Here is a 23,948-nt window from a genome sequence, read left to right on the forward strand (position 1 = left end):
GAAGGGCGATGGCCGAAGGCCGAGCCGTATCCGGCGAAGCGCGTTCCAGCGCTTCGCCGTCGGCGAACGCACGACGCTCCGCAGAACGCGCCTACCCCAGGAGGCCGACCGCGCCGAGCCGGGCAGGGACCGGCTCGGAGTCAGCACAGCCGTATCCGGCGAAGCGCGTTCCAGCGCTTCGACGTCGGCGGACGCAGGACGCTCTGCGGAACGCGCCCACCCCAGGAAGCCGACCGCGCCGAGCCGGGCAGGGACCGGCTCGGAGTCAGCACAGCCGTATCCGGCGAAGCGCGTTCCAGCGCTTCGCCGTCGGCGGACGCACGACGCTCTGCAGAACGGGACCACCCCAGGAGGCCGACCGCGCCGAGCCGGGCAGGGACCGGCTCGGAAACGAACTCAGAACCAGGAGCTCTCGCGGACTTCCTTCATGGCGGCTCGGCGGTCGTCCTTGGAGAGGCGGTCGAGGTAGAGGCGGCCGTCGAGGTGGTCGCATTCGTGCTGGAGAGCCTGGGCCATCAGGCCGTCGCCCTCGAGGACGACCTCGTTGCCGTCAAGGTCGGTGCCGCGGACCTTGGCGTGCGGGTAGCGGATCGCGGGGTACCAGAGGTTCGGCACGGAGAGGCAGCCCTCGTCGACGGGCTCCGGCTCGCCGCTCAGCTCGACGATCTCGGGGTTGAGGATGTAGCCGACGACGCCGTCGACGTTGTAGCTGAAGGCGCGGAGGTTGACGCCGATCTGCGGGGCGGCGACGCCGGCGCGGCCGGGGGTGCGCACGCTGTCGACGAGGTCCTCGACCAGTCCGCGGATCCCGTCGTCGACGGTCTCGATCGGGGCGGACACCGTCTTCAGGACGGGATCGCCGAAGATCCGGATCTGGCGTTCGGTCATGCGGTGCGCTCCCTCAGTGCCTCCTCGGCGGAGAGGAGGGCGTTCTCGACGACTTCGCTCGCCGCGGGGTGCGGCCAGTACTGGCTGCGGGCGAGGCCGCGGATCCCGACCCCCGCGCTGGCGGCCTGGACGAGCGGCTGAATGAGGATACTCGCCTGCGGGCCCATCAGGTGCGCGCCGAGCAGCTCGCCGTCGAGTCCGACGACGAGGGTGCAGATGCTCGAGTCGTCCTCCATCGCCCAGCCGTAGGCGGTGGAGCCGAACTCCTGGGTGACGGCGACGACGTCGATGCCGTGCTCCCCCGCCTCCTTCTCGGTGAGGCCGAAGTGCGCGATCTGCGGGTGCGCGAAGATCGCGCCGGGCACGGGGGCGAGGGTGTTCGAGAGCATCTCGCCCGGGTGCAGGAGATTGTGCGCGACGAGCCGCGCCTCGTGGTTGGCGACGTGCTTGAGCTGCCACTCCGAGGAGACGTCGCCGAGCGCGAAGAGCCCGGGGACGACGCGCCCACCGGAGAGGACCCGCTGCTCGTCGTCGACGACGACACGGCCGTCCGGGTGCAGGTCGATGCCGACGGAGGCCGCGGCGATGGTGTCGCTGTTCGGGTCGCGCCCGGTGGCGACGAGGATCGTGTCGGTCTCGACGCGGGAGCCGTCGTCGAAGGTCGTGACGAGCCCGCCCGGAGTCGCCTCGACGCTCTCGGCGGAGACGCCGGTGCGGACGTCCCAGCGCTCGCGCGCCAGCGCTGTGAAGCCGCGGGCGATGCCCTCGTCGAGCGAGCGGAGCAGACGGTCACCGCGGACGGCGACCGTCACCGCGGTGCCGAAGGCCGAGAAGATGTGGGCGAACTCGACGGCCACCGCACCGCCGCCGAGGACGAGCATCCGTGCGGGGAGCTCGTCGATCCGCATGATCGAGTCGGAGTCGTGGATCCGCGGGTCGGGCTCGTAGGCCGCGAGGAGCGGACGCGGACGCGAGCCCGCGGCGACGACCACCTGCGGTGCGCTGATCCGGACCCCGCTCGCGCTGACCAGCACGTGCGGCCGGTCGCCGTCGCCGAGCGACTCGAAGCCGAAGCTCTCGCGCAGCACGGTGACGTTCTCGGACCGGTTCGCCCGGTAGTCGAGGCCGCCGGCGCTGATGGCGTCGGTGCGGCCGAACACGCGGTCGCGCACCTCGGCCCATTCCGGCCGGGCCACGCGGCCGTGCACGCCGACCCGGTCGCCCTGGTCGACGTCGGTCACGATGTCGGCGACGTGCACGAACATCTTGGTCGGGATGCAGCCGGCGTTGAGGCAGGTGCCGCCGAACCACTCGCCGTCGTCGAGGATCGCGACGCGGGAGCCGGCCCACTCCTCGCCGACGATCGAGTTCCCGGAGCCGGCGCCGAGCACGATCAGATCGAACGTCAGGGTCTCCGTGGAGTCGACCGCCACGGCGTCCTGCAGAACCGCGTCAGGCACGACGGACCGGGATGCCCTCGACGACGAGCGCGGCGAGCAGGCGCGCCGCCTCCTGGGTCGCCGGGCGCAGCTGCTCCCACTTGACGACCGAGCCGGCGGCGAGCACCGGGTCGTACGGGATGCGGACGATGTCGCGCACGCGCGAGCGGAAGTGCGACTCGATCTCCTCGAGCTTCACCAGGCTGGTGCCCTGCGTCGCGGTGTTCAGTGCGACGACGGCGTTCCGGACGAGATCGCCGTAGCCGTTGGCGTCGAGCCAGGTCAGGGTCTCGGAGGCCAGGCGCGCCTCGTCGACGCTGCCGCCGGAGACGATCACGACGCTGTCCGCGCGCTGCAGCGTCGCGCGCATCACGGAGTGCACGATGCCGGTGCCGCAGTCGGTGAGCATGATCGAGTAGAAGCGCTCGACGAGGTCCGCGACGACGTTGTAGTCGTCCTCGTCGAAGGCCTCGGAGAGCTGCGGGTCCGTGTCCGAGGCGAGCACGTCGAGCCGGGTCTCGTCGCGCGAGACCATCGTCGAGAACTCGGTGAACCCGGTCACGCCGGCGGCGCGGTTGACGACGTCGCGGACGGTCGAGCGGGTCTGCTTGGGGACGCGCTCGGCCAGGGTTCCGCGGTCGGGGTTGGCGTCGACCGCGATGATGCGGTCCTCGCGCGAGTCGGCGAGGGCCATGCCGAGCAGGGTCGTGACCGTCGTCTTGCCCACGCCGCCCTTGCGGGTCATCACCGGGACGAAGCGGGTGCCGCCCTCGAACTGGCGGCCGATCCGCTCGTCCATCGCCTTCCAGGCCTGGACCTTCGCTGAGTCACCGAGGTTGACGGTGTGGAAGGTGAGCCCGTAGACGAAGCGGTTCCAGCCGCCGGTCGGCGCGGGCCGGGTCTTGCGGTTGACCTCGAGGAGCCGGTCGGGCGTCAGCATCGACGCGGACTCAGGAGCGGAGGACGACCCGCCGGTGCCGGACTCGGCGCGGAGGCGGTCGCGCCGGGTGACGCCGGGAGCCGGATCCGCAGCAGCCGTCTCGGACTCGCGCTCGATCTCCGGGGCGGGCTCGGCAGGACGCAGCTCGCCGCGACCGCGCGGTCGCTCGCCCGAGTCCTCGGGGAGCACCGACACCTCGTCGCGCGAGGCGATGCCGGCCGAGACCGGCCGGACGGCGCCCGGTGCGTCCGGGATGCCGAGGCGTCCGACGTCGATCGTCGGGTCCTCCACGGGCGCCGGAGCGCTCGACCGACGGCGCGCCGGAGCGGGCGAGTCGAGGCGGATGCCGTCGGGGATGCGGGTCGGAGCGGTGTCGCTCGCGCGCGGGGCGTACTGCTCGGAGTCCCGCGCCGCGTCGAGCGCCGTCCGCGGAGTCGGGCCGGTGTCGAGATCGGGCTGGTCGTCGTTGCGCTCATCCATGCGAACGAGCCTCCTTCCGCTTGCCGCCAGTGTACCGACGGGCCCGGCGGCGCACGGGGGCTCTGCTCCCGTCCTCGCGCCTGCTAGGCGCCGAGTGGAACCGTGTGCAGGGAACGGTTAGGTTCTCCCACCCGAGGGAAAGTAAAGTACTCAGCCATGCATGTACTCAGCGTGAGCTCCCTCAAGGGCGGCGTCGGCAAGACCACCGTGACGCTCGGCCTTGCATCCGCGGCGTTCTCGAAGGGCCTGCGAACGCTGGTCGTCGACCTCGACCCGCAGTCCGACGTCTCCACCGGCATGGACATCAACGTCGCCGGTCACCTCAACATCGCCGACGTCCTCACGTCGCCCAAGGAGAAGATCGTCCGCTCGGCGATCGCCCCCTCCGGCTGGACGAAGGAGCGCCAGGGCACCATCGACGTCCTGATCGGCAGCCCGTCCGCTATCAACTTCGACGGACCGCACCCCAGCATCCGCGACATCTGGAAGCTCGAGGAGGCGCTCGCGAGCGTCGAGGCCGACTACGACCTCGTCCTGATCGACTGCGCGCCCTCGTTGAACGCGCTCACCCGCACGGCCTGGGCCGCGAGCGACCGGGTCGCCGTGGTCACCGAGCCGGGCCTGTTCTCTGTGGCCGCCGCCGACCGCGCGCTGCGCGCGATCGAGGAGATCCGCCGCGGTCTCAGCCCGCGCCTGCAGCCGCTCGGCATCATCGTCAACCGCGCGCGCGTGCAGTCGCTCGAGCACCAGTTCCGGATCAAGGAGCTGCGCGACATGTTCGGCCCGCTGGTCCTCAGCCCGCAGCTGCCCGAGCGCACCTCGCTCCAGCAGGCGCAGGGTGCCGCGAAGCCGGTGCACGTCTGGCCGGGCGAGAGCGCGCAGGAGATGGCGCACAACTTCGACCTGCTGCTCGACCGCGTCATCCGCACCGGCCGCATCGGCGAGCAGGCGGTCCCGGCGGCGACGAGCTAGTCCGGCGAGGTCCGCGCACGGCGTCGCAGCCTCGGCTGCGGCGCCGTCGCTGTGTGCGGGAGCGGATCACGCCGAGACGCCGGCGTCGGACGGCGGGTCTGCCCGCGGGGCGTGCTGGGGGCGGCGGGTCTCGATACGCCCCTTCGGGGCTACTCGACCAACATGAGTGGCGCCGTCCGTGGGCTACTCAACACGAGTGACGCCGTCCGTGGGCTACTCGACCAGCATGTGTGCGCGCAGCGCTGGCGTGCGGCGATCGACCGGCGAGAGGGGCGGGTCAGCCGACCTTGCGGGAGGCGCGGCGGCGGGCGAGCTCGTCGGACGGGTCGACGGACTGGTGGTCGAGCTCGACGAGGCTGGTCTCGACCTCGCGGAGGACCTTGCCGACGGCGATGCCGAAGACGCCCTGGCCGCGGCTGAGGAGGTCGATGACCTCGTCGTTCGAGGTGCAGAGGTAGACACTCGCGCCGTCGCTCATCAGCGTGGTCTGCGCGAGGTCGTCGACGCCGGACTCGCGGAGCTGGTTCACGGCGGTTCGGATCTGCTGGAGGGAGATGCCGGTGTCGAGGAGGCGCTTGACGAGCTTCAGCACGAGGATGTCGCGGAAGCCGTAGAGGCGCTGGGTGCCGGAGCCGGAGGCGCCCCGGACGGTCGGCTCGACGAGCTCGGTGCGCGCCCAGTAGTCGAGCTGGCGGTAGGTGATCCCGGCGGCCCGTGCAGCGACGGCTCCACGGTAGCCCGCGTCGGCGTCGAGGTCGGGCAGTCCGTCGGTGAAGAGGACGAGGTCGCGCTGGCCGCTGACGTCGCGGCTGACTTCTCTCATCCCTGTGCCTTCCGGATACGAACGCCGGTCGCTCCGAACGCGCTCCCTAAGCTACCGACCCGGGGATGCCGAGTAAACGACATCCGCTCTTCCGAGGGGGCGTGTCGTCCGCCTCGGCCGCGGATCACGAGCGCGCGATCCGCGAGAGGGCGCTGCGCACCATCGCCTCGCGGATGGTGCCGAGGTGCGCGGCGAGGCCGATCGCGTTCTCAGCGGCGCCGGCCGATCCGGACGCGTCGCCGCGGCGGGTGCTCGAGGCGACGACGCTCTCGATCAGCGACATCTCGCGCTCCACGGCGATGCGGAGCGGACGGAGGTGGCGCGGCTCGATGCCCGAGCGACCGAGATCGACGAGCGCCTTGAGCGTCGTGACCGCCTCCTCGCCGAAGACGTCCCCACCGCGGACCAGCCCGGCGGCGATCGCCTCGCGCACCAGCGCCGGGCTCGCTCCCGACTCGATCGCGAGGCCGTCGCGGGTGAGCCGGGTGGCGGGGGCCAGCAGGGACGGGGCGGCGCCACCGGCACCGGCGGGGAGGGACGGCTCACGGCCGGCGTCGACGTCGTCGAGGTAGCCGCGGATCACCTTGAGCGGCAGGTAGTGGTCGCGCTGGAGCGCGAGGATCATCCGCAGGCGCTCGACGTCACCGGTGGAGAACTTGCGGTAGCCCGAGTCGGTGCGAGCGGGCGAGACGAGCCCCTGCTCCTCGAGGAACCGCAGCTTCGACGGCGTGACGTCGGGGAACTCGGTGGTGAGGTGCGAGAGGACCTGGCCGATGCTCAGGAGAGCGGCCGGGCCGGACGGGAGTGCGCGAGCGGTCGAACGACCCACGGCTACGCGTCCGGAGCGGCGACGAGGTCGGCGCGGGACGCGTAGAAGGTGAGGCGGAACTTGCCGACCTGCACCTCGGAGCCGTCGGTGAGGATCGCGGACTCGATCCGGACACCGTCGAAGTAGGTGCCGTTCAGCGAGCCCAGGTCGCGGACCTCGAACGAGGTGCCGCGGCGCACGAACTCGGCGTGCCGACGCGAGACGGTGACGTCGTCGAGGAAGATGCCCGCATCCGGGTGCCGGCCGACGGTCGTCGAGTCGATGTCGAGCAGGAAGCGGGCCCCGGTGTTGGGCCCACGACGGACGACGAGCAGGGCGGAGCCGGAGGGCAGAGCGCCGACGGCCTCGGCCTCCTCGCGGGACGCCCGGTTGTCGAGCGCCGCCAGCTGGGCGCCGATGTCGTCGGTGAACGTGAGGGTCGTCTCCGTCGACGGCTCGACGGGAACGGACGGATCTGCGGATGACGCTCCGCGCACGGACTCGACCAAGACGTACCTCCTCGCTATCCCCTCAGCGTATCGGAATCGGAGGGCCCGCCGGTCGCCCCTGACGCTCCGTCGACCCCCAGGACGAGGCCTCGGGTCTGCACCGCGTAGACGATCCCCGCCCACCAGTAGAGGAACGCGCCCCAGAGCGCGAAGGCCCAGGCGACGGGGAGGGACGCCGGGGCCAGCGCCGGGAAGGCCTGCCCGAGCATGATCAGCGGCAGCGCGTAGAAGAGGCAGAACGTGGCGAACTTGCCCAGGTGATGCACCGGCAGCGGTCCGTAGCCGTGGTTCGCGAGGACGACCGCGAGCACGACGAGCATCAGGTCCCGCGCGACCAGCACGGCCACCAGCCACCACGGCACCAGCTCGCGGACGGCGAGGCCGATCACCGTCGCGAAGATGTAGAGGCGGTCGGCGGCCGGATCGAGGACGGCGCCCAGGCGCGTGATCTGGTCGAAGCGGCGCGCGATCCAGCCGTCGAGGTAGTCGGTGAGGCTGGAGAGGACGAGCGTCAGCAGGGCGAGCGCGTCCTCGCCCTCGATGATGAGCACGAGGAACACCGGCACCAGTGCGAGCCGCACCATGCTGAGGATGTTCGGGACCGTCCAGATGCGGTCCTCCGCCGCGCGCGCCATGCCGGGAGCCCTCGTCAGCGCTTGTCGCGCCAGACCCGCTCGAAGGGGAGCCGCCAGGCGTGCGGGGCGATCAGCTGGTGGATCGCGTTCGGGCCCCAGGAGCCCGGCGCGTAGAGGCGCACGGGCGGCGGGTCCTGCAGGAGCGGCGCCGACACCTCCCAGAGGCGCTCGATGCCCTCGGCGGTGGTGAAGAGCGTGTGGTCGCCGCGCATCGCGTCGAGGATCAGCCGCTCGTAGGCCTCGAGGGCGTCGCCCGCGCGGTCGGTCTCCTGCAGCGCGAACTGCATGCTCAGCTTGTCGAGCCGCATGCCCGGGCCGGGGCGCTTGCCGTAGAAGGACAGCGACACCTTGGACGCGTCGGCCAGGTCGAAGGTGAGGTGGTCGGGGCCGTGCGCGCCGACTCCGGAGCCCTGCGGGAACATGCTCTTCGGGGGCTCGCGGAAGGCGATGGAGATGATCCGCTGGCCCTCCGCCATCCGCTTTCCGGTGCGCAGGTAGAACGGCACTCCGGCCCAGCGCCAGTTGTCGATCTCGCACTTGAGGGCGACGAAGGTGTCGGTCTCGGAGTCGGGGGCGACGCCCGGCTCCTCGCGGTAGCCGATGTACTGGCCGCGGACGACGTTCTCGGGGTTGAGCAGCCGCATCGAGCGGAAGACCTTGTTCTTCTCCTCGCTGATCGCCTTCGGCTCGAGGGCCGTGGGCGGCTCCATCGCCATGAAGGCGAGGACCTGGAAGAGGTGGGTGACGACCATGTCCTTGTAGGCGCCGGTCGACTCGTAGAACTCGGCGCGGCGGTCGAGGGTGAGCTTCTCGGGGATGTCGATCTGGACGTGGTCGATGAAGTTACGGTTCCAGATCGGCTCGAAGAGGCCGTTGGCGAAGCGGAAGGCGAGGATGTTCTGCGCCGGCTCCTTGCCGAGGAAGTGGTCGATCCGGAAGATCTGCTCCTCGTCGAACGTCTCGTGCAGCTCGGCGTTGAGGACGACGGCGCTCTCGAGGTCGACGCCGAAGGGCTTCTCCATGATGATCCGCGACCGCTCGACGAGGCCGGCCTCCGCGAGCATGCGGACGACCGAGAGGGCGGCGCGCGGCGGGACGCTGAGGTAGTGCAGGCGGCTGACGTCCGGGCCGAGCACCTTCTCCGCGTCGGTGACCGCCTTCGCCAGCGCGGCGGGGCCGGCGGACTGCGGGACGTAGCGGAGCTTGGAGGCGAACTCGTCCCACTGGGCGGGGGTCAGCGAGCGGCTGCCGAACTCGTCGTAGGCGAGCTTGGCGAAGGCGCGGAAGGACTCGTCGTCGTGCTCCTCGAGCGAGGTGCCGACGATCTGCAGGTCGGGTGCGAGCGAGGACAGCGCCAGGTGCGCCATGCCCGGGATGAGCTTGCGGCGGGACAGGTCGCCCACGGCCCCGAAGAGGACGACGACGTGAGGGGCGGCCTGCTCGGTCTGGACGGCGGGGGCGGGAGGTGCAGGGGTCACGGTCACCCTTCGATCATTCCATTCCGCCGCGTGACAGTGGCGTCATCCGCCGGACACGCGCCGCCGCTAAGGTCGTGCCGTGCCTCCGATCTCCGACGCGCCAGCCGCGACCGCAGCACCCGCCTCCTCCGCCTCCTCCGCTGACGGGACCGTCGCTCCGCCGATGGACGACCGCATCCGCGGCGACGTCCATCTGCTGGGCGAGCTCCTCGGCCAGGTCCTGCGGGAATCGGGCGACGACAGCCTCTACACCGACGTCGAGCGGCTCCGCGCCCTGACGATCGGCGCCTACGACAGCGGGCACCCGGACGAGCTGGCCGCGGCGGAGGAGTTCGTCGCGTCGCTGACCGCCGAGCGCGCCGAGGAGGTGGCTCGGGCGTTCACCTGCTACTTCCACCTCGTGAACGTGGCGGAGGAGTTCCACCGCGTGCGGGTCCTGCGCCGTCGCGACGCCGACGCCGGCGCCCAGCGGCCCGAGGACTCGATCATCGCGTCGATGGCGACCCTCACCGACGAGCTGGGCGAGGAGGAGGCGTTCGAGCGCCTCTCGCGCCTGGAGTTCCGCCCGGTCCTCACCGCGCACCCGACAGAGGCGCGCCGCCGCGCGGTCTCCTCCACCATCCGCCGGATCAGCGCCCTGCTCGAGCAGCGGGACGACCCGCGCACGGGCGGCGTCGTGCTGGTCGAGAACCGCCGGCGCCTGCTCGCCGAGGTCGACACGCTCTGGCGCACGGCGCCGCTGCGCGAGTCGAAGCCCAGCCCGCTCGACGAGGTCCGGACCGCGATGAGCGTGTTCGACGAGTCGCTGTTCTCCGTCCTTCCGCGGGTCTACCGCCGGCTCGACGACGCGCTGCTCGGCGACGCCTCCGGCACCCGCAAGCCGATCGCCCCCGCGTTCGTGCGCCTGGGCACCTGGATCGGCGGCGACCGCGACGGCAACCCGTTCGTCACCGCCGAGACGACCCTCGAGGCCGTCGACATCGCCGCCGAGCACGTCCTGATCGGGCTGGAGCGCGTCGCCCGCCGGGTCGGCCGCTCCCTCACGCTGGACGCCGGCACCACTCCCCCGTCGGCGGCCGTCGAGGCGCTCTGGGCCGCAGGGGTCGAGAAGGCGCCCGAGCTCGCCGCGGTCATCGCCGAGCGCTCGCCGAGCGAGACCCACCGCCGCGTCCTGCTCTTCACGGCGGACCGGCTCGCCGCGACCCGCTCCGGCGGCCCGCTCGCCTACGGCTCCGCGGCCGAGCTGCTCGCCGACCTGCGGACCCTGCAGGACTCGCTGATCGAGGCGGGCGACGTCCGCTCGGCCTACGGCGACCTGCAGGACCTGCTCTGGCAGGTGGAGACCTTCGGCTTCCACCTCGCCGAGATCGAGGTGCGGCAGCACTCGAAGGTGCACCGCGAGACCCTCGCGGCGGTCCGCGCCGGCGGCGAGCTCGACGAGCGCAGCATCGAGGTCCTCTCGGTCTACCGTGCGATCGCGACGATCCAGGAGCGCTTCGGCACCGACGCGGCCCGCCGCTATGTCGTGTCGTTCACCCAGTCGGCCGAGGACCTCAAGACGGTCTTCGACCTGGCCGAGGCGGCGACCGACGGGAACCCGCCGATCATCGACGCGGTCCCGCTCTTCGAGACCTTCGCCGACCTCGACGCGTCGACGGACATCCTGGCCGAGATGATCAAACTGCCCCAGGTGCGCGCGCGCCTCGCGGCGACCGGGAACCGGCTCGAGGTCATGCTCGGCTACTCCGACTCCTCGAAGGACGTCGGCCCCGTCTCGGCGACGCTCGCGCTCTACGACGCGCAGGCGCGCATCGCGAAGTGGGCCGAGGACGAGGGCATCGTTCTCACGCTCTTCCACGGCCGCGGCGGCGCCCTCGGGCGCGGCGGCGGACCGGCGAACCGCGCGGTGCTCGCGCAGCCGCCCGGCTCGGTCGACGGCCGCTTCAAGCTGACGGAGCAGGGCGAGGTCATCTTCGCGCGCTACGGCAACCCGGACATCGCCACCCGGCACATCGAGCAGGTCGCCGGCGCGACGCTGCTGGCCTCCTCGCCCTCGATCGGCGAGCGCAACGCCGGTGCCGCGGACCGCTTCCGCGACGTCGCCGCGACGATGGATCGCGAGTCGCGCCGCCGCTTCTTCGAGCTGGTCAAGGCCGACGGCTTCGCGCCCTGGTTCGCCCGAGTCACCCCGCAGGAGGAGGTCGGCCTGCTCGCGCTCGGCTCGCGGCCGGCCCGCCGCGGCCTCTCGGTCGAGTCGCTCGAGGACCTGCGCGCGATCCCGTGGGTCTTCGCCTGGACCCAGGCCCGCGTCAACCTGACCGGGTGGTTCGGACTCGGCAGCGCCCTCGAGGCGGTCGGCGACCTGGACGAGCTGCGCACCGCCTACGAGACCTGGCCGCTGTTCACCACGATGATCGACAACGTCGAGATGTCGCTGGCGAAGACCGACGAGGGCATCGCTCGCCGCTACCTGGCGCTCGACTCCCGCGACGACCTCGCCGGTCTCGTGCTGGACGAGATGGAGCTCACGCGCCGCTGGGTGCTCTCGATCACCGGCGAGGAGAGCCTGCTCACCGGGCACCGCGTGCTCGGGCGGGCCGTGCGGCTGCGGACGCCCTACGTCAACGCGCTGTCGCTGCTGCAGCTGCGCGCGCTCCGGGCGCTGCGCACGGATCCGGGCGGCTCGGGCACCGAGCAGAACCAGCGGCTGCTGCTGCTGGCCGTGAACGGCGTGGCCGCCGGCCTCCAGAACACGGGCTGATCCCGCTCGCCGCGGGACTCCCGCACGAACGACGGAACCCCCGGTGGCCTGAGCGGCTGCCGGGGGTTCCGTCGTGGTGCGGGTGGTGCGGATCAGATCTGCGCGCCGTGGTCGAACTTCTGCGGGGCGCCGGACTCCTGCGCGGCCTTGGCCTCCTCGTACTGCTTGCGGACGGCGACCATGTCGAGGCCGCGGACCTGCTCGAGCAGGGAGTCGAGGGCCGGGGCGGGCAGGGCGCCGGGCTGCGCCATCAGCGGGATGCCGTCGCGGTAGACGACGAGGGTGGGGATCGAGGAGATGCCGTAGCTGCCGGCGAGCTGCTGCTGGTCCTCGGTGTCGACCTTCGCGAAGGTGACATCCGGGTTCTTCTCGCTGGTCGCCTCGAAGACGGGGGCGAACTGGCGGCACGGGCCGCACCACTCCGCCCAGAAGTCGATGAGGACGATGCCGTCGGAGACGGTCTGGTCGTGGGTGTCGAGAGTCATCGCTGTCGTGGCCATGAGGGATGCAACCGACCCGATCCGCGCGCTATTCCCGGGCTGCGGGAGGGGTGGTCGGCGCCGCGGAGTCCAGCAGGTCGAGCAGGGTGCGCGGGCCCAGAGCCGTGGCGCCGAGCTCCTCGATCCGGGCGACGAGGCCGCGGTCGGCGGTCACCACGCGGGCGGTCGATCCGATCGCCGCGACGTGCTCGACGATCGCGTCGTCTCCCGAGCCGGCGGCGCTCTCGACGCTCAGCCGCCCGCGCGGAGCCGCGCCGACCGCGTCGGCGGTGCGTGCCGCCCGCGCGTCGCCCTCGAGGACGACGGCGATCCGCGGCCAGACCGTGTCGGCCTCGACGGCGAACAAGGAGCCGGGGACACCCCGGTTCGCGAGGCGCCCGAGCGCCGCGACGAGCCGCTCCGCAGCACCCGCGCGATCGCGCCACCAGCCGTCCGGACGCGAGCCGACGACGTTGGCCGCGTCGACGACGAGGACGCACGGCTCGGTGCCGAGGGCGCGCAGCTCGCGCCAGGAGGCCTCGAAGCCCGGGTGCAGCGGGAGCGCGTCGACCTCGGCCGGCGGGACCCAGCGCAGCTCCTGGCTCTCGGCGTCGGCGATCCGCGGGGTGAAGTGCTCGAGGGCCCGGGCGACGACGGTGGTGTAGCTCCAGGGGCCGATGGTCACGACGCGGGAGAGGACGGGCACGACGATCCCGTCGGGCACTCCGGCCTCCTCGACCGACTCGCGCAGGGCGCCCTCGAAGGCGGTCTCCTCGGGGTGGCGGGCGCCGCCCGGCAGTCCCCAGGTGTCGCCGAAGTGGCTCCAGGTGGCGCGGTGCTGGAGCAGGACGCGGCCGTCCGGGTCGCGCAGCAGCAGACCGGCGGCGCCGAAGCGGCCCCAGAAGCGGCGCCCGTCCCCGATCTCGACCCAGCCGTCACCGAGCGCGGCGTCGAAGGGGTGGCGCGGAAGCGCTCCGCCGTCGGCCGGGCCGTCGCTCGTCATGCGCTCCAGCCTTCCACATCGCGCCGACCGTCCCGGACCGCCCGCCGCACAGCACCGAGTCGCTCACCGGGTCGAATCGAGCACCTGGCAGAATCGACGGATGCGCCGCTCGAGGATCCTCCTGCCCGCGACGCTCGCCTGGCTCGGCGTGATCGCGCTGATCACCCTGACGCCGGCGCCGTACCCCGCCGGTCAGCCCTCGGCGCTCGTCCGCGGGATCATCGCGTTCCTCGCCTCCACGCCGCTGACCGCCTGGTTCACCTTCGACGTCGCCGAGTTCGTCGCCAACGTGCTGATGTTCGTGCCGCTCGGCGCGCTGGTCGCGCTGCAGATGCCGCGGCGGCGCCGGCTGCTCGCCGCGCCGATCGGCCTCGGCGTCTCGGTGCTCGTCGAGACGATCCAGCTGCTCGCACTGCCCTCGCGCGTCGCGGACGTGCGCGACCTCGTCTCGAACGGCACGGGGGCGCTCCTCGGTGCGCTGCTGGTCGTCGTGCTCGCCCGTCTCCCGCTCCGCCCCCGGAAGGACCGCACCGCCCATGCCCGCTGACACCCTCGTCGTCCTCGGCCGCCCCTCGCTCGACGCCCCGGCGCACGACGCAGGCTCCGCACCCGTGCTCGATGCGACCGGTCGGGGCGGGCTGGACGTCACCGACCTCGGCTTCACCCGCGGCGACGGGGTCTTCGAGACGATCAACCTGGTCGACGGGCGGCTGCAGGCGCTCGACGCGCACCTCGACCGGTTCGAGGACTCGGCGCGGATGCTGGACCTGCCCCGCCCGGACCGCGCCGCCTGGCGGACGGCGATCGACGAGGCGGTCGCCGCCCACCCGCGGGTGCCCGAGGCGATGGTGAAGACGATCCTGAGCCGCGGGGTCGAGGGCGACGGACGGCCGACCGGCGTCGTCTTCGTGCAGACGAGCCCGGACTTCGGGCCGGCCCGCCGGGACGGCGTGCGGGTGGTGCTGCTCGACCGCGGACTGCGCTCCGATGTGCAGCACACGTCGCCGTGGCTGCTCGCCGGCGCGAAGACGCTCTCCTACGCGGTCAACCGGGCGGCCTCGCGCGAGGCGCTGCGGCGCGGAGCGGACGACGCGCTGTTCGTCTCCAGCGACGGCTTCCTGCTGGAGGGGCCGACCTCGAACCTGGTGCTGCTCGCGGGCGGCGAGCTGGTCACTCCGCCGCCGAGCCTGGGGCTGCTGCCGGGGACGACGCAGGCGGACCTCTTCGAGCTGGCAGGCGGGCTCGGGCTCGGCACGGCGGAGCGCCCGCTGCGGGCCGAGGACCTCGCGTCGGCCGAGGCCGCCTGGCTGGTCTCCAGCGCGCGGAACGCCGCGCCGATCCGCGCGGTGGACGCGCAGGAGCGCCGCGTCGACCACGAGCTCACGGCCCGGATCAACGCGGCGCTCCTCGCGCGCTAGGGGCGGTCGCTCGGACCGGCCCGCTCAGCCGCGACCGCTCAGACCTGGTCCTCGACGTCGGCCGCACCGCGGTGCAGCAGGCCGCCGCGCGTGTAGTCCAGCGCCGGGTCGAGGCTGCCCTGGACGCGCTCGTCGGCCGCCTCGTCGTTGATCACGGCGGTGACGATGCCCCGCCAGTCGGTGCCCTCGGCGACGGCCTCGTCGGAGCCGACACGGCGGGTGACGAAGACCGCTTCGCCCTCCTCGCCGCTGTGCGAGATGATCGCGAGGACGCCGACCGCGCGGCCGTCCGGGTGGCGGACCTGCCACTCCTCGTGACCCGACGGGACCAGGAGGAACTCGAGTCCGGCGTGCGGGAAGGGGCTCTCGCGCAGCTCGGACGGCGAGCCGCTGTGCTCGGGCGCTCCGCGGGTGGGGACGCCCTCGCCGGTGTCCTCGCCGTAGCTGTGGTACGTGCTCATGGTGAACCTCCTCGGTCGGCGGCCGGTGGGGCCGCGGATCCCTCGTCGATGGGACCACCCCCATCATGGCTTCGTAGACTGGACGGATGCAGATCCCGGTGACCGGCTTCGTCCGCGTGGACGCCTGGCTGTGGGCGGTCCGCGTGTACAAGACGCGTTCCGCCGCCACGACGGCCGCCCGGGCCGGTCACGTCCGGGTGAACGGCGAGCGGGCCAAGGCCGCGCAGACCGTGAAGGTCGGCGACGAGGTCCGCGCCCGCATCGGCGGCTTCGACCGCGAGCTCGTCGTCCGCGGCCTGATCGTGAAGCGGGTCGGCGCACCGGTCGCGGCCGAGTGCTTCGAGGACCGCACTCCCCCGCCGCCGCCGCCGCGCGAGGCGGCACCCGCGATCATCGAGCGCGACCGGGGCGCCGGCCGCCCGACCAAGCGCGATCGGCGCGAGATCGAGCGGCTCCGCGGCTTCTGACGGCACCTGCTCACCGGTCTCGCGCTCGGCCCGTGATCGCGCGCCACCGCTCTGCGCGGCGGCTCGGCGGATTTTTATGATGAGGGCATGTCAGTTCTCTCAGCTCCGATCCTGCGTCTGGCAGCATCGATCCCCCTCCCCCGATCGACGCGGCGGGACCGTGGACGAACGGGGCGACTGAGCGCAGCCGTCGCGGCGATCGCGGTCGTCAGCGTCCTGATCTCGGGGAGCGGGGCGTCGGCCGCGCCCGGCGGCGGCTCGCCGGCTGGCAGCGAGCTGCCGCCCGCCTCCTTCAGCCTCGTGAAGAGTCCGAGGACAGGTCTCGTCTACAAGGCGTGGGAGGTCGCTCCGGGGATCGCGGTCGCCACTCAGCCGAGCGGTGTCGGGGGGATGGCGATCTCGCCGAAGGGCCTGCGGACCCAGCGGCTCGTGAGCTCCATGCTGTCCGAGCTCCTGACGGCGGAGCCGTCGAAGAGCCTCGTCGAGGTGGTCCCGGACCTCCTCGGGGCGAGCGAGGTGAAGGGCAACAGGTTCCTGCAGGTCAACGGCGACGTCTCCGACATCCGGGTCCTCGTCGTCCCGGGGGACAGCTGGTCGTCGTCCCGTCTGAGCAGGGAGCACGCCATCGCAGGAACCGGGTCCGACTCGTTCCTCACCTTCGACCCGGACCGCATCTCGTCGTACTTCGATGAGGAGACCGGGCAGATCCGCGCCTTCTCACCGACGGCGACCTTCGCCCACGAGCTGTACCACTCGGTCCAGGCGCTCGCCGGTTCGCAGGTCGGCAAGGAGTACGAGCTCTCGATCCCCACCCCTGTGCGCAGTGGCGATCTGGGGACACCCGGCACTCCGGAGAAGGATCAGCGGGTCTTCAGCCTGGTCGACGAGCTCGTGACGCAGGGGGGACCGCGCGGTCTCGCGGCGGTGAAGGACTGGCTCCTGAGTCCCGACCCCGCAGATCCCGGGGAGGAGGCTGCAGCGGAGTCGGGGCGCGACGACTCCTACGGGGAGGCCCACTTCGCGCGGGGCCCGAATCCGTTCCTGAACTTCGCACTGATGCGGGCGACGACGGAGGAGCAGGGCGCGGAGAGCGGACCCGAACACGTCCGCGATGCTCTCGGGCGTCGAACGCGAGCCCTCGACCGGCTCGTGACGCAGCACCCCACCGAGATCAGGATCGCCGAGGAACTGCACATCCCGGCCCGCGCCGAATACGAGCCGATGGTGCGGAGGAACGGCGCCGGGACGCTCCTCAACAACGTCGGGTCGTTCGAGAAGGCCGGGCCGATCGGGCACATCGACCTCATGGATCCGCTCAGGTCCCCCTACCTCCGATGGGAGACGACCCTCGCCGCCGTCTGGTCGCGGACGAACAGCCCCGAGGAACCGGCACCGGCGGCCGCGGACGCCCTGTGCGTCCTCTGCGACCTGAGCCCGAGCGCCGTCGACGGCGCCGGCTCGACCGCGGCCCGCCCGAGGACGGTCCCGGGTCCCGCTCCGGAGGGTCCCGCGCCGGAGGAGGAACCGTCGCCCGAGGAGAGACCGGCTGCGGAGACGGGCCCGCCCGGGCGGGAGCTGCCGGGTTCCGGGAGGCCCCTGGCGCCGGAGGCGGGTCTGGCGGACGACGCTGCGGCGGCGCGGATGGCGGCGCTGGCGGAGCGGTTCGGCGGGGAGTACGTGCCTGCTGAGGCGCGGGCGAGCGTGTGGAAGGGGTTCGAGGCGACGGCGTCCGAGCTGATGCGGGGCTCGGTCGGGAGCGGCGAGGGCATCGCGAACGCGGTGTTCGCCGTGAAGGGACTGGTCGATGCGTTCAGCGGGGACTCGGACGCGCTGACGGACGCGGTCGCGGTCTCGGGGGTCGCCTCGGTGGTGGTCCCGGAGATGGGTCCGCTCGCGGTGGGGTTGGGGACGGTGCTGAACCTGCGGAACTTCGCCGAGACGGAGGACGGGTTCCAGCTGGCGGAGGCGGTCGTGGGTCTGGTGGCACTGGCGTTCCCGGAGCTGGGTCCGGTGGCGCTGGTGATCGCGATGCTCGATCTGTGGCTGCGCGGGTCGGACCCCGCGGAGTGCGAGTCACCGGGGCAGAAGCTGATCGACGCGTTCCAGTGGCCGGCACACGAGGCGCTGTCGCGGATGACGCGGGTCGCGGCCGAGAAGGAGCTGACCGCGGTGCGGCTGGCGCAGGACCAGATCGCCTACCGGGCCCGGTTCGCGCAGTCGCGGATCGTGCTGGACGCGGTCGCGCAGGGGTACACCGCGGAGACGCTGCCGCCGTCCGTGCAGGGCGCGATCGACGACATCCAGGTCTCCGCGAACGAGGCGCTTCAGCTGACCTGGCAGGCGGGCCTCCAGGACCTGCGCAAGACGATCCGCGTGCTCACCGATGAGGTCAACGCCGGGAAGACCTTCACCGACTTCCGTGCGCAGTGGGTCGCGTCGGTGAACGAGAAGGGAGGCCTGACCCAGTGCGGGTCCGTCAAGCACACGGTCTCGGTGGACGAGCTGCCCTCGGTGAACACGCGTCCGATCGACCCGGACGCCTATTACGGCGCCGCGGAGGCGCAGTTCGGGTCGATCACGAACGAGACCCTGGACCTGTACGAGCACGCCGAGAACAGCCTGCGCCTGTTCGACCCGTCGAAGAACGCCCTCGTCGTCCCCTCCGTCGACCCCGTCGAGGTGGTCCACGCGATCACCCGCACCGACCTGCCGACCGCGTTCACCACCACCGGCGGGCGCTCGGCGGAGCAGACGGTGTCCCTGCTGAAGGGCACGGGGACGGCGGTCACGTTCGTGAGGGTCACCGACGAGGCGACGGGCGCCCTCGTCTGCGGTGCGCAGAAGGTCGACCAGGAGGGCCTCTGGCGCTGCGATTCCGGGCCGACCCCGTTCCAGGGACCGGGGACGACCCGCGAGTACCGGCTGTGGACGTCTCCGACCGACAGCGGGGAGTACACGCGCAGCGAGCACCTGCTCAGCATCAGCACCGCCGGTGCCGCGACGACCGTCCCACTCGCGTTCGACGACCTCCACGTGAGCGGACGCACCGTCACCGGAACCGTGCCCGCAGGAGCATCCGTGATCCTGCGGCATCTGCCTCCGGGGATGTCCGAAGGGTACGGCGACGGTCCGGACCTCTCCGACCCCGTCACCACCGGCGCCGACGGCGCCTTCACACTGACCCTCTCCCCGGAGGCGGCCGGCGGACGGACCCAGATCGTCGCCGCCCGCCACGGCGAGGTGATCAGCCTCGCCGTCGATCTCGATCGGCCCGCCGCGCCCGCGCCGGCCTCAGGGCCCTCCGTGACCGCTCTGCGCACCACGGTCTCCGCCGGGAGTCCGACGCTGACCCTCACGGGCGCAGGCTGGCCGATCATGACCAGCGTCGGATTCCGGCTCGACAGCGGAGGACGCTTCACCTCCGTCGTCACCGACGAGCACGGCGCCTTCGTCACCGAGGTCACTCTTCCTGCCGCGCTCGCGACGCCGGGCAGCCACACCCTCATCGCGAGCGACACCGGCACGACGAACACCGTCCGCACCGTCACGATCGTCGTCACCGGGTGACGTCGACGGAGTGGCGGATCTCGATACGCCCGCTCCGCGGGCTACTCGATCAGCACGGAGACGCCCGCTGCGCGGGCTACTCGATCAGCATGAAGGCGGGCCGCTGCCTGAGCGGCTCGATCAGCAGGGAGAGGGAGCCGCGGCGCTCAGGGTGCCAGCGCGCGCGCCCGCTCGAGGAGGTCCTCCGCGACCTCGTCGAGGAAGCGTTGCTGCAGGGCGTCGCCGACCTGGACGAAGGCGATGTCGGTGAAGCCGGCCTCGATGAAGGGGACGACACTCTGGGCGAGCTCGTCGAGGTCGGGGCCGCAGGCGATCGACTCGGCGACGTCCTCCGGGCGCACGAACTGGCTGGCGCCGGCGAAGCCGGCCGGGGTGGGCAGGTCGGCGTTGACGGACCAGCCGCCCGCGAACCAGCGGAACTGCTCGTGAGCCAGGGCGATCCCCTGCTCCTTGTCCGGCGCCCAGCAGATCGGGATCTGCCCGATCGAGCGCGACGGAGCGGCGTCGGCGCCGCGGACGGCGGTCCACTGCGAGATCAGCTCGGCCTCGGGCTCGGTGGTGATCAGGTGGTCGCCGAGCGGGGCGAAGCGCTCGATCGACTTCTCGCCCGAGACGGCGAGGCCGATCGGCACGGGCTTGTACGGGAGGTCCCAGATCCGGGCGGAGTCGACGCGGAAGTAGTCGCCCTCCCAGGTGACCAGCTCGCCGGTGTGCAGCGCGCGGATGATGCGCACCGCCTCCTCCAGCATGTCCTGGCGCGCGGAGACCGCGGGCCAGCCCTCGCCGACCACGTGCTCGTTGAGGTTCTCGCCGGAGCCGAGGCCGAGCAGGAAGCGGTCGTCGGAGAGGATCGCGAGGGTCGCGGCCTTCTGCGCGATCACGGCGGGGTGGTAGCGGATGGTCGGCGCCGTGACGTAGGTGGCGAGCTCGATGGTCGAGGTCGCCTGCGCGACCGCTCCGAGCATGGTCCAGGCGTAGGAGGCGTGGCCCTGCTCGGTCAGCCAGGGCGAGTAGTGGTCGCTCGAGACCGCGAACTCGAAGCCGTGCCTCTCGGCATCGACCGCGTAGCCCACCAGCTGCTTCGGGCCGCTCTGCTCGGTCATCAGGGTGTAGCCGAATCGCACCATCGTCCGCCTCGTTCCGCTCGTCGTCGTCGCCGTGCCGGAGGGCAGGCGTCAATCGTTCGGCTCCATCGTCGGGCGGGGACGGGTGGCACCGACAGCCCCTTGCCCGCCGGGCGGGGGCGGGCTAGCGGCGCCGTGCGTCAGACGAAGCGGACGCGGTTCTGGACGCGGGTGCGGACCTCGAAGGACTCGCCGTAGCCGCCGAGGCGCGGGTCGTCGGTGCCGGAGCGCAGCAGCTGCGGGAGGAGGGAGCGGCGGATGAGCACGTCGCCCGCGTGGCGACCGCGCTCGACCTGCTCGTAGGGCTGCTCGAGCGCGTCGTCGGGGACGACGATCACGCTCGCGGAGAAGCGCACGCCGAGCTCGCGGCCGAGGCGGCGGGCGGCCTTCGAGAGCGAGGCGAGCGGCTTCTCGTCCTCGGCGAGGCCCACACCCTCGACCTCGCCCTTACGCAGGCGTACGGGCTCACCCCAGTCGGCCGAGGTCAGGGCGAGGAGACCGGACGGGCCGAGCACCAGATGGTCGATCTTGACTCCGCCGTCGCCGACCGCGACGTCGTTCCAGATCGTGAAGGCGATGCCGAGGGCGCCGACCAGGGAGGCCGTCGCCTCCTCCGCGTGGGCCTTGGCCAGCCAGGAGCGGACCTCGCGGGGGGCGGAGCGCACCAGTACAGGGTCGAAGGGGTCGTCGATCTCGACGCCGCGGCCGACCCACTCGCGGACGAGGCGGAGGTAGTACTCGCGGGCGGCGCCACCCGGGTGGCCGTAGGAGCGGGCGCGCACCGAGGACGCCGTCTGCTGCCGGGGTGAGCCGGTATACGGGGCGTGCGAGGAGGCTCCGGGGGCGGGCGCTCCGCGGTCGTAGTCGACGCGGGCGCCGGCGCTGCCGATCCGCTCCCAGGCGACCTGCACGGCGTGGAACGAGGCCGCGTCTCCCCCGGTGTCCGGGTGGGTCTCGCGGAGCAGGCGGCGGTAGGCGCGCTTGAGCTCGTCCTCCGACGCGCTCGCGGGGACGCCCAGCACCTCGTAGGGGGTGCGGGCGGCGTGGCTGTCTGGCATGTGCTTCCGGAGGGTCGGGGGCGGCGGGTGAACGCCCGGTCTCCGAGCATATCGACGCCGCCCGGGCGCCCGGTGGGAGCGCGCAGTGCGCTCGCTCCACGGCGCCCGGCCGCGGGTCGGTGCCCGGACCCGGGTCAGCGCTCCGCGAGCAGCTCGCGGACGCGCGGGATCACCTGGGTGCCGTAGAGCTCGATGTTCCGCATGATCGCGGCGTGCGGCAGGGTGCCGGCGCTGTACTTGAGGTCGAAGCGGTCGATGCCCAGGGCTCCGACCGTGTTCGCGATCTTCCGGGCGACCGTCTCGGGAGAGCCGAGGTGGAGGGCGCCCTCGGGGCCCGCCTCCTCGGCGAAGCGCTCGCGGGTGAGCGGGGCCCAGCCGCGCTCGCGGCCGATCGAGTCGAGCATGCCCTTGTAGTGGCCGAAGTACAGCTCGTGCGCCTCCTCGTCGGTGTCGGCGATGAAGCCGGGCGAGTGCACGGCGACCGGCAGGCGCGGCTGCTCGAGCTGGTCGAGGGCGCGGCCGAAGAGGTCGACGTAGGGGCGGAAGCGGGCGGGAGCACCGCCGATGATCGCGAGGACCAGCGGGAAGCCGAAGCGCGCGGCGCGGACGACCGACTCGGGGCTGCCGCCGACACCGATCCAGGTGCGCAGGCGGCGGTCGCCCTCCATCGTCGGGTAGACGCTCTGCTCGGTCAGGGCCGGACGGACGGTGCCCTGCCAGGTGACGGGGCCGCCCTGCACGAGCTCGTGGAACAGCTCCAGCTTCTCCTCGAAGAGGACCTCGTACTGGGAGAGGTCGAGGCCGAAGAGCGGGAAGGACTCGGTGAAGGAGCCGCGGCCGAGGATGACCTCGGCGCGGCCGTTCGAGAGGCCGTCGAGGGTGGCGAAGCGCTGGTAGACGCGCACGGGGTCGTCGGAGGAGAGGACGGTGACCGCGGAGCCGAGGTGGATGCGCTCGGTCTTCGCGGCGATCGCGGCGAGCACGACGTCCGGGGCGCTGACGGCGAAGTCGGCGCGATGGTGCTCGCCGACGCCGAGGAAGTCGAGGCCGACCTCGTCGGCGAGGACGCCCTCCTCCACCACGTCGCGCAGGACCTGGCCGTGCGAGAGGAGCGTGCCGTCGGCCGCGGCCGTGACGTCGCCGAAGGTGTCGACACCGAACTTGATTTCATGCGTACTCATGGACTTTGCAACCTCCGAGGGTCGGGGACTATTCCGGCGGCGACGGCCGGCTCGCGGTAGGCCAGCCCGAGCGACGTGACGGTGTCGTGCGCGTTCAGGCCGCTGGGATTGGGCAGGACCCAGAGCGGGGCGCCGGCGATCGGCTCCTCCTGTCGGCCCTGGCGCGCCTTGGTCCGACCGAAGGCGGCGCGGTAGGCGGTGATGCCGACCATCGCGACGGCGGCGGGGCGGACGCGCTCGACGGTGCGGACCAGGCGCTCAGCGCCGGCGCGCAGCTCCTCCGGCGTGAGCTCGTCGGCGCGGGCGGTGGCGCGGGGCGCGAGGTTGGTGATGCCGACGCCGCGGTCGGCGAGGGCGCAGCGGTCCTCGGCGGTCATCCCCTCCGAGACGCGGAGCACGCGGTCGAGGATCCCGGCGGCGGCGAGGGCCGGGTAGAAGCGGTTGCCCGGGTGCGCGAAGTGCGCGCCGGTCGCGGCCGTCCAGAGCCCGGGGTTGATGCCGACGAAGAGGAGGCGGACGTCACCGTCGAGCAGGTCCTCGACGGTGCGGTCGCGGTACGAGGCGAGCTCGGCGCGGGAGAACGGCATGCGGCCATCCTGCCGTGCGGGTCGCCTGCCTCGCGTGCCCGGCGGACGGTGGCAGCATGGGGGCATGACGAACGCATCGCAGGACCACCCGATTCAGCACGGCAGCGACGACGCACCCCTGGACGAGAAGCTCCGCGGCATCCTGCTGCAGGTCGCCGGCGACGCCGAGCTGCGGCCCGAGGAGGACGTCGAGGCGCTGCTGCGTCAGCGCCTGCGCGACACCCGCATCGAGATCGCGGAGGAGCACATCGCGGGGCTCGCGCGGCGGATCCCCGGGCTGACCCAGCGCGGCGGCGGCGACCTGAGCCCCGGGGCGCACTGAGGTCGCTCCGGCGCCCGCTCCGGCAGCGGGCTCACTCGGGCAGCGCCGGGCCCTTCCGGTGGTGGTCGAAGACCAGGCTCGTCCGGGTCGAGGCGACCGCCGGATGCGCCGAGAGGTTCGACACCACGAAGTCGCGGATGTCGTTCGAGTCGCGCACGGCGACATGGAGGAGGAAGTCCTCCGAGCCGCCGAGGAAGAACAGCTGGACGATCTCGGGCAGCGCGCGGATCTCCTCCGCGAACCGGGTGATCGCCTGGCGCTGACCGGCACGGATGTTGACGCTGATCAGCGCCTGCAGCGTGAGCCCGAGCGCGGCGGGGTCGAGCTCGGCGGTGAAGCCGGTGATGATGCCGCGGTCCACGAGCGAGCGCACCCGCGAGACGCAGGTGGAGGGCGCGATGCCCGCCCTCTCGGCGAGGCGGCTGTTCGGCGTGCGCGCATCCGCGCGGAGCAGGCGGACGAGGGTGCGGTCGATCGGATCGAGGTCGCCGAGGTCGTGCAGATCCTGCGGTCTCATGGCGGCCCGACTCCTTCTGTTCGCAGATCCT

23 protein-coding genes are annotated in these 23,948 nt (G+C 72.6%); 7 read left to right on the plus strand and 16 right to left on the minus strand.

Going from position 1 to position 23,948, the window contains the following annotated elements:
- Positions 1 to 396: 396 nt before the first annotated feature.
- From def to EDF35_RS13215, 3 genes are read right to left on the minus strand one after another with little or no spacing between them, the layout of a single operon-like run.
- Complete coding sequence (gene def, locus EDF35_RS13205; RefSeq protein ID WP_123446123.1) at positions 397 to 888, minus strand: peptide deformylase; 492 nt, start codon at positions 886 to 888, stop codon at positions 397 to 399.
- Positions 885 to 2,348 (minus strand): mycothione reductase, encoded by a 1,464-nt coding sequence (locus EDF35_RS13210; protein WP_243839956.1) that lies wholly within the window; start codon positions 2,346 to 2,348, stop codon positions 885 to 887. Before EDF35_RS13210 ends, def begins: the two co-directional genes overlap by 4 nt.
- Positions 2,341 to 3,747, minus strand: a complete 1,407-nt coding sequence (locus tag EDF35_RS13215; RefSeq protein WP_243839957.1) for a MinD/ParA family protein — start codon at positions 3,745 to 3,747, stop codon at positions 2,341 to 2,343. Before EDF35_RS13215 ends, EDF35_RS13210 begins: the two co-directional genes overlap by 8 nt.
- A 156-nt stretch (positions 3,748 to 3,903) precedes the next feature.
- On the opposite strand from EDF35_RS13215, the gene EDF35_RS13220 reads away from it, so the two are divergent.
- Entirely contained in the window at positions 3,904 to 4,719 is an 816-nt protein-coding gene (locus EDF35_RS13220; RefSeq protein ID WP_123446122.1) for a ParA family protein, read from the plus strand.
- Between the two features lie 277 nt (positions 4,720 to 4,996).
- Here EDF35_RS13220 and EDF35_RS13225 read toward each other — a convergent pair whose 3' ends face one another.
- The 5 genes from EDF35_RS13225 to zwf all read right to left on the minus strand — a co-directional run bounded on the left by EDF35_RS13225 (position 4,997) and on the right by zwf (position 8,972).
- A complete protein-coding gene (locus tag EDF35_RS13225) occupies positions 4,997 to 5,542 on the minus strand; it encodes a MerR family transcriptional regulator (RefSeq protein WP_123446121.1) in 546 nt (181 codons plus the stop codon).
- A gap of 124 nt (positions 5,543 to 5,666) precedes the next feature.
- On the minus strand, positions 5,667 to 6,371 hold the full coding sequence (locus tag EDF35_RS13230) for a MerR family transcriptional regulator (protein WP_133962615.1): 705 nt from the start codon (positions 6,369 to 6,371) through the stop codon (positions 5,667 to 5,669).
- 2 nt (positions 6,372 to 6,373) lie between these two features.
- Positions 6,374 to 6,847: an FHA domain-containing protein gene (locus EDF35_RS13235; protein WP_123446545.1), complete on the minus strand. Its 474-nt coding sequence runs from the start codon at positions 6,845 to 6,847 to the stop codon at positions 6,374 to 6,376.
- 26 nt (positions 6,848 to 6,873) lie between these two features.
- Positions 6,874 to 7,494, minus strand: coding sequence for a CDP-alcohol phosphatidyltransferase family protein (locus EDF35_RS13240; RefSeq protein ID WP_123446119.1), 621 nt, complete (start codon positions 7,492 to 7,494; stop codon positions 6,874 to 6,876).
- Between the two features lie 14 nt (positions 7,495 to 7,508).
- Entirely contained in the window at positions 7,509 to 8,972 is a 1,464-nt protein-coding gene (gene zwf, locus EDF35_RS13245) for a glucose-6-phosphate dehydrogenase (protein WP_123704898.1), read from the minus strand.
- Positions 8,973 to 9,135: 163 nt separating this feature from the next.
- Between zwf and EDF35_RS13250 the strand changes: the two genes are divergently transcribed.
- Entirely contained in the window at positions 9,136 to 11,733 is a 2,598-nt protein-coding gene (locus EDF35_RS13250) for a phosphoenolpyruvate carboxylase (RefSeq protein ID WP_133962756.1), read from the plus strand.
- A gap of 92 nt (positions 11,734 to 11,825) precedes the next feature.
- Here EDF35_RS13250 and trxA read toward each other — a convergent pair whose 3' ends face one another.
- Together trxA and EDF35_RS13260 are read right to left on the minus strand one after the other, a co-directional pair.
- Positions 11,826 to 12,233, minus strand: coding sequence for a thioredoxin (trxA, locus tag EDF35_RS13255; protein ID WP_123446118.1), 408 nt, complete (start codon positions 12,231 to 12,233; stop codon positions 11,826 to 11,828).
- Positions 12,234 to 12,261: 28 nt separating this feature from the next.
- Positions 12,262 to 13,215 carry an NUDIX hydrolase gene (locus tag EDF35_RS13260; protein ID WP_133962616.1) on the minus strand — a complete coding sequence of 318 codons (954 nt, stop codon included), beginning with the start codon at positions 13,213 to 13,215 and terminating at the stop codon, positions 12,262 to 12,264.
- 100 nt (positions 13,216 to 13,315) lie between these two features.
- Here EDF35_RS13260 and EDF35_RS13265 point away from each other — a divergent pair, with 100 nt between their 5' ends.
- Together EDF35_RS13265 and EDF35_RS13270 are read left to right on the plus strand one after the other, a co-directional pair.
- Positions 13,316 to 13,762, plus strand: a complete 447-nt coding sequence (locus EDF35_RS13265; RefSeq protein ID WP_166674102.1) for a VanZ family protein — start codon at positions 13,316 to 13,318, stop codon at positions 13,760 to 13,762.
- Positions 13,752 to 14,633 carry an aminotransferase class IV gene (locus EDF35_RS13270; protein WP_123732982.1) on the plus strand — a complete coding sequence of 294 codons (882 nt, stop codon included), beginning with the start codon at positions 13,752 to 13,754 and terminating at the stop codon, positions 14,631 to 14,633. Before EDF35_RS13265 ends, EDF35_RS13270 begins: the two co-directional genes overlap by 11 nt.
- 38 nt (positions 14,634 to 14,671) lie before the next feature.
- On the opposite strand, the gene EDF35_RS13275 is transcribed toward EDF35_RS13270, so the two are convergent.
- Positions 14,672 to 15,094, minus strand: coding sequence for a hypothetical protein (locus EDF35_RS13275; protein WP_123704562.1), 423 nt, complete (start codon positions 15,092 to 15,094; stop codon positions 14,672 to 14,674).
- An 86-nt stretch (positions 15,095 to 15,180) separates the two neighbouring features.
- Here EDF35_RS13275 and EDF35_RS13280 point away from each other — a divergent pair, with 86 nt between their 5' ends.
- Together EDF35_RS13280 and EDF35_RS13285 are read left to right on the plus strand one after the other, a co-directional pair.
- Positions 15,181 to 15,561: a S4 domain-containing protein gene (locus EDF35_RS13280; protein ID WP_133962618.1), complete on the plus strand. Its 381-nt coding sequence runs from the start codon at positions 15,181 to 15,183 to the stop codon at positions 15,559 to 15,561.
- A gap of 87 nt (positions 15,562 to 15,648) precedes the next feature.
- Entirely contained in the window at positions 15,649 to 19,128 is a 3,480-nt protein-coding gene (locus tag EDF35_RS13285) for a hypothetical protein (protein WP_133962619.1), read from the plus strand.
- A 146-nt stretch (positions 19,129 to 19,274) separates the two neighbouring features.
- On the opposite strand, the gene EDF35_RS13290 is transcribed toward EDF35_RS13285, so the two are convergent.
- The 4 genes from EDF35_RS13290 to EDF35_RS13305 form a co-directional block, all read right to left on the minus strand.
- Positions 19,275 to 20,255: a TIGR03557 family F420-dependent LLM class oxidoreductase gene (locus EDF35_RS13290; RefSeq protein WP_133962620.1), complete on the minus strand. Its 981-nt coding sequence runs from the start codon at positions 20,253 to 20,255 to the stop codon at positions 19,275 to 19,277.
- Between the two features lie 137 nt (positions 20,256 to 20,392).
- Positions 20,393 to 21,310 (minus strand): J domain-containing protein, encoded by a 918-nt coding sequence (locus EDF35_RS13295; RefSeq protein WP_133962621.1) that lies wholly within the window; start codon positions 21,308 to 21,310, stop codon positions 20,393 to 20,395.
- A 134-nt stretch (positions 21,311 to 21,444) separates the two neighbouring features.
- Positions 21,445 to 22,491, minus strand: a complete 1,047-nt coding sequence (locus tag EDF35_RS13300; RefSeq protein WP_133962622.1) for an LLM class flavin-dependent oxidoreductase — start codon at positions 22,489 to 22,491, stop codon at positions 21,445 to 21,447.
- Complete coding sequence (locus EDF35_RS13305; protein ID WP_133962623.1) at positions 22,488 to 23,078, minus strand: mismatch-specific DNA-glycosylase; 591 nt, start codon at positions 23,076 to 23,078, stop codon at positions 22,488 to 22,490. Before EDF35_RS13305 ends, EDF35_RS13300 begins: the two co-directional genes overlap by 4 nt.
- Before the next feature lie 64 nt (positions 23,079 to 23,142).
- Here EDF35_RS13305 and EDF35_RS13310 point away from each other — a divergent pair, with 64 nt between their 5' ends.
- Entirely contained in the window at positions 23,143 to 23,400 is a 258-nt protein-coding gene (locus EDF35_RS13310; protein ID WP_123446108.1) for a hypothetical protein, read from the plus strand.
- A gap of 31 nt (positions 23,401 to 23,431) precedes the next feature.
- Here EDF35_RS13310 and EDF35_RS13315 read toward each other — a convergent pair whose 3' ends face one another.
- Positions 23,432 to 23,917, minus strand: a complete 486-nt coding sequence (locus EDF35_RS13315) for an Lrp/AsnC family transcriptional regulator (RefSeq protein WP_133962624.1) — start codon at positions 23,915 to 23,917, stop codon at positions 23,432 to 23,434.
- Positions 23,918 to 23,948: the final 31 nt, after the last annotated feature.

This window comes from Rathayibacter sp. PhB151, from assembly GCF_004366415.1.
Lineage (GTDB): Bacteria > Actinomycetota > Actinomycetes > Actinomycetales > Microbacteriaceae > Rathayibacter > Rathayibacter festucae.

Bases quoted from the DNA above. Each gene is read 5' to 3' on its own strand.
- EDF35_RS13300 (WP_133962622.1), bottom strand. From the start codon at position 22,491: ATGAGTACGCATGAAATCAAGTTCGGTGTCGACACCTTCGGCGACGTC.
- EDF35_RS13310 (WP_123446108.1), top strand. From the start codon at position 23,143: ATGACGAACGCATCGCAGGACCACCCGATTCAGCACGGCAGCGACGAC.
- EDF35_RS13225 (WP_123446121.1), bottom strand. From the start codon at position 5,542: ATGAGAGAAGTCAGCCGCGACGTCAGCGGCCAGCGCGACCTCGTCCTC.
- EDF35_RS13290 (WP_133962620.1), bottom strand. From the start codon at position 20,255: ATGGTGCGATTCGGCTACACCCTGATGACCGAGCAGAGCGGCCCGAAG.
- EDF35_RS13280 (WP_133962618.1), top strand. From the start codon at position 15,181: ATGCAGATCCCGGTGACCGGCTTCGTCCGCGTGGACGCCTGGCTGTGG.
- EDF35_RS13220 (WP_123446122.1), top strand. From the start codon at position 3,904: ATGCATGTACTCAGCGTGAGCTCCCTCAAGGGCGGCGTCGGCAAGACC.
- EDF35_RS13250 (WP_133962756.1), top strand. From the start codon at position 9,136: ATGGACGACCGCATCCGCGGCGACGTCCATCTGCTGGGCGAGCTCCTC.
- EDF35_RS13295 (WP_133962621.1), bottom strand. From the start codon at position 21,310: ATGCCAGACAGCCACGCCGCCCGCACCCCCTACGAGGTGCTGGGCGTC.
- EDF35_RS13285 (WP_133962619.1), top strand. From the start codon at position 15,649: ATGTCAGTTCTCTCAGCTCCGATCCTGCGTCTGGCAGCATCGATCCCC.
- EDF35_RS13270 (WP_123732982.1), top strand. From the start codon at position 13,752: ATGCCCGCTGACACCCTCGTCGTCCTCGGCCGCCCCTCGCTCGACGCC.
- EDF35_RS13215 (WP_243839957.1), bottom strand. From the start codon at position 3,747: ATGGATGAGCGCAACGACGACCAGCCCGATCTCGACACCGGCCCGACT.
- EDF35_RS13260 (WP_133962616.1), bottom strand. From the start codon at position 13,215: ATGACGAGCGACGGCCCGGCCGACGGCGGAGCGCTTCCGCGCCACCCC.
- trxA (WP_123446118.1), bottom strand. From the start codon at position 12,233: ATGGCCACGACAGCGATGACTCTCGACACCCACGACCAGACCGTCTCC.
- def (WP_123446123.1), bottom strand. From the start codon at position 888: ATGACCGAACGCCAGATCCGGATCTTCGGCGATCCCGTCCTGAAGACG.
- EDF35_RS13305 (WP_133962623.1), bottom strand. From the start codon at position 23,078: ATGCCGTTCTCCCGCGCCGAGCTCGCCTCGTACCGCGACCGCACCGTC.
- EDF35_RS13240 (WP_123446119.1), bottom strand. From the start codon at position 7,494: ATGGCGCGCGCGGCGGAGGACCGCATCTGGACGGTCCCGAACATCCTC.
- EDF35_RS13315 (WP_133962624.1), bottom strand. From the start codon at position 23,917: ATGAGACCGCAGGATCTGCACGACCTCGGCGACCTCGATCCGATCGAC.
- EDF35_RS13275 (WP_123704562.1), bottom strand. From the start codon at position 15,094: ATGAGCACGTACCACAGCTACGGCGAGGACACCGGCGAGGGCGTCCCC.
- EDF35_RS13265 (WP_166674102.1), top strand. From the start codon at position 13,316: ATGCGCCGCTCGAGGATCCTCCTGCCCGCGACGCTCGCCTGGCTCGGC.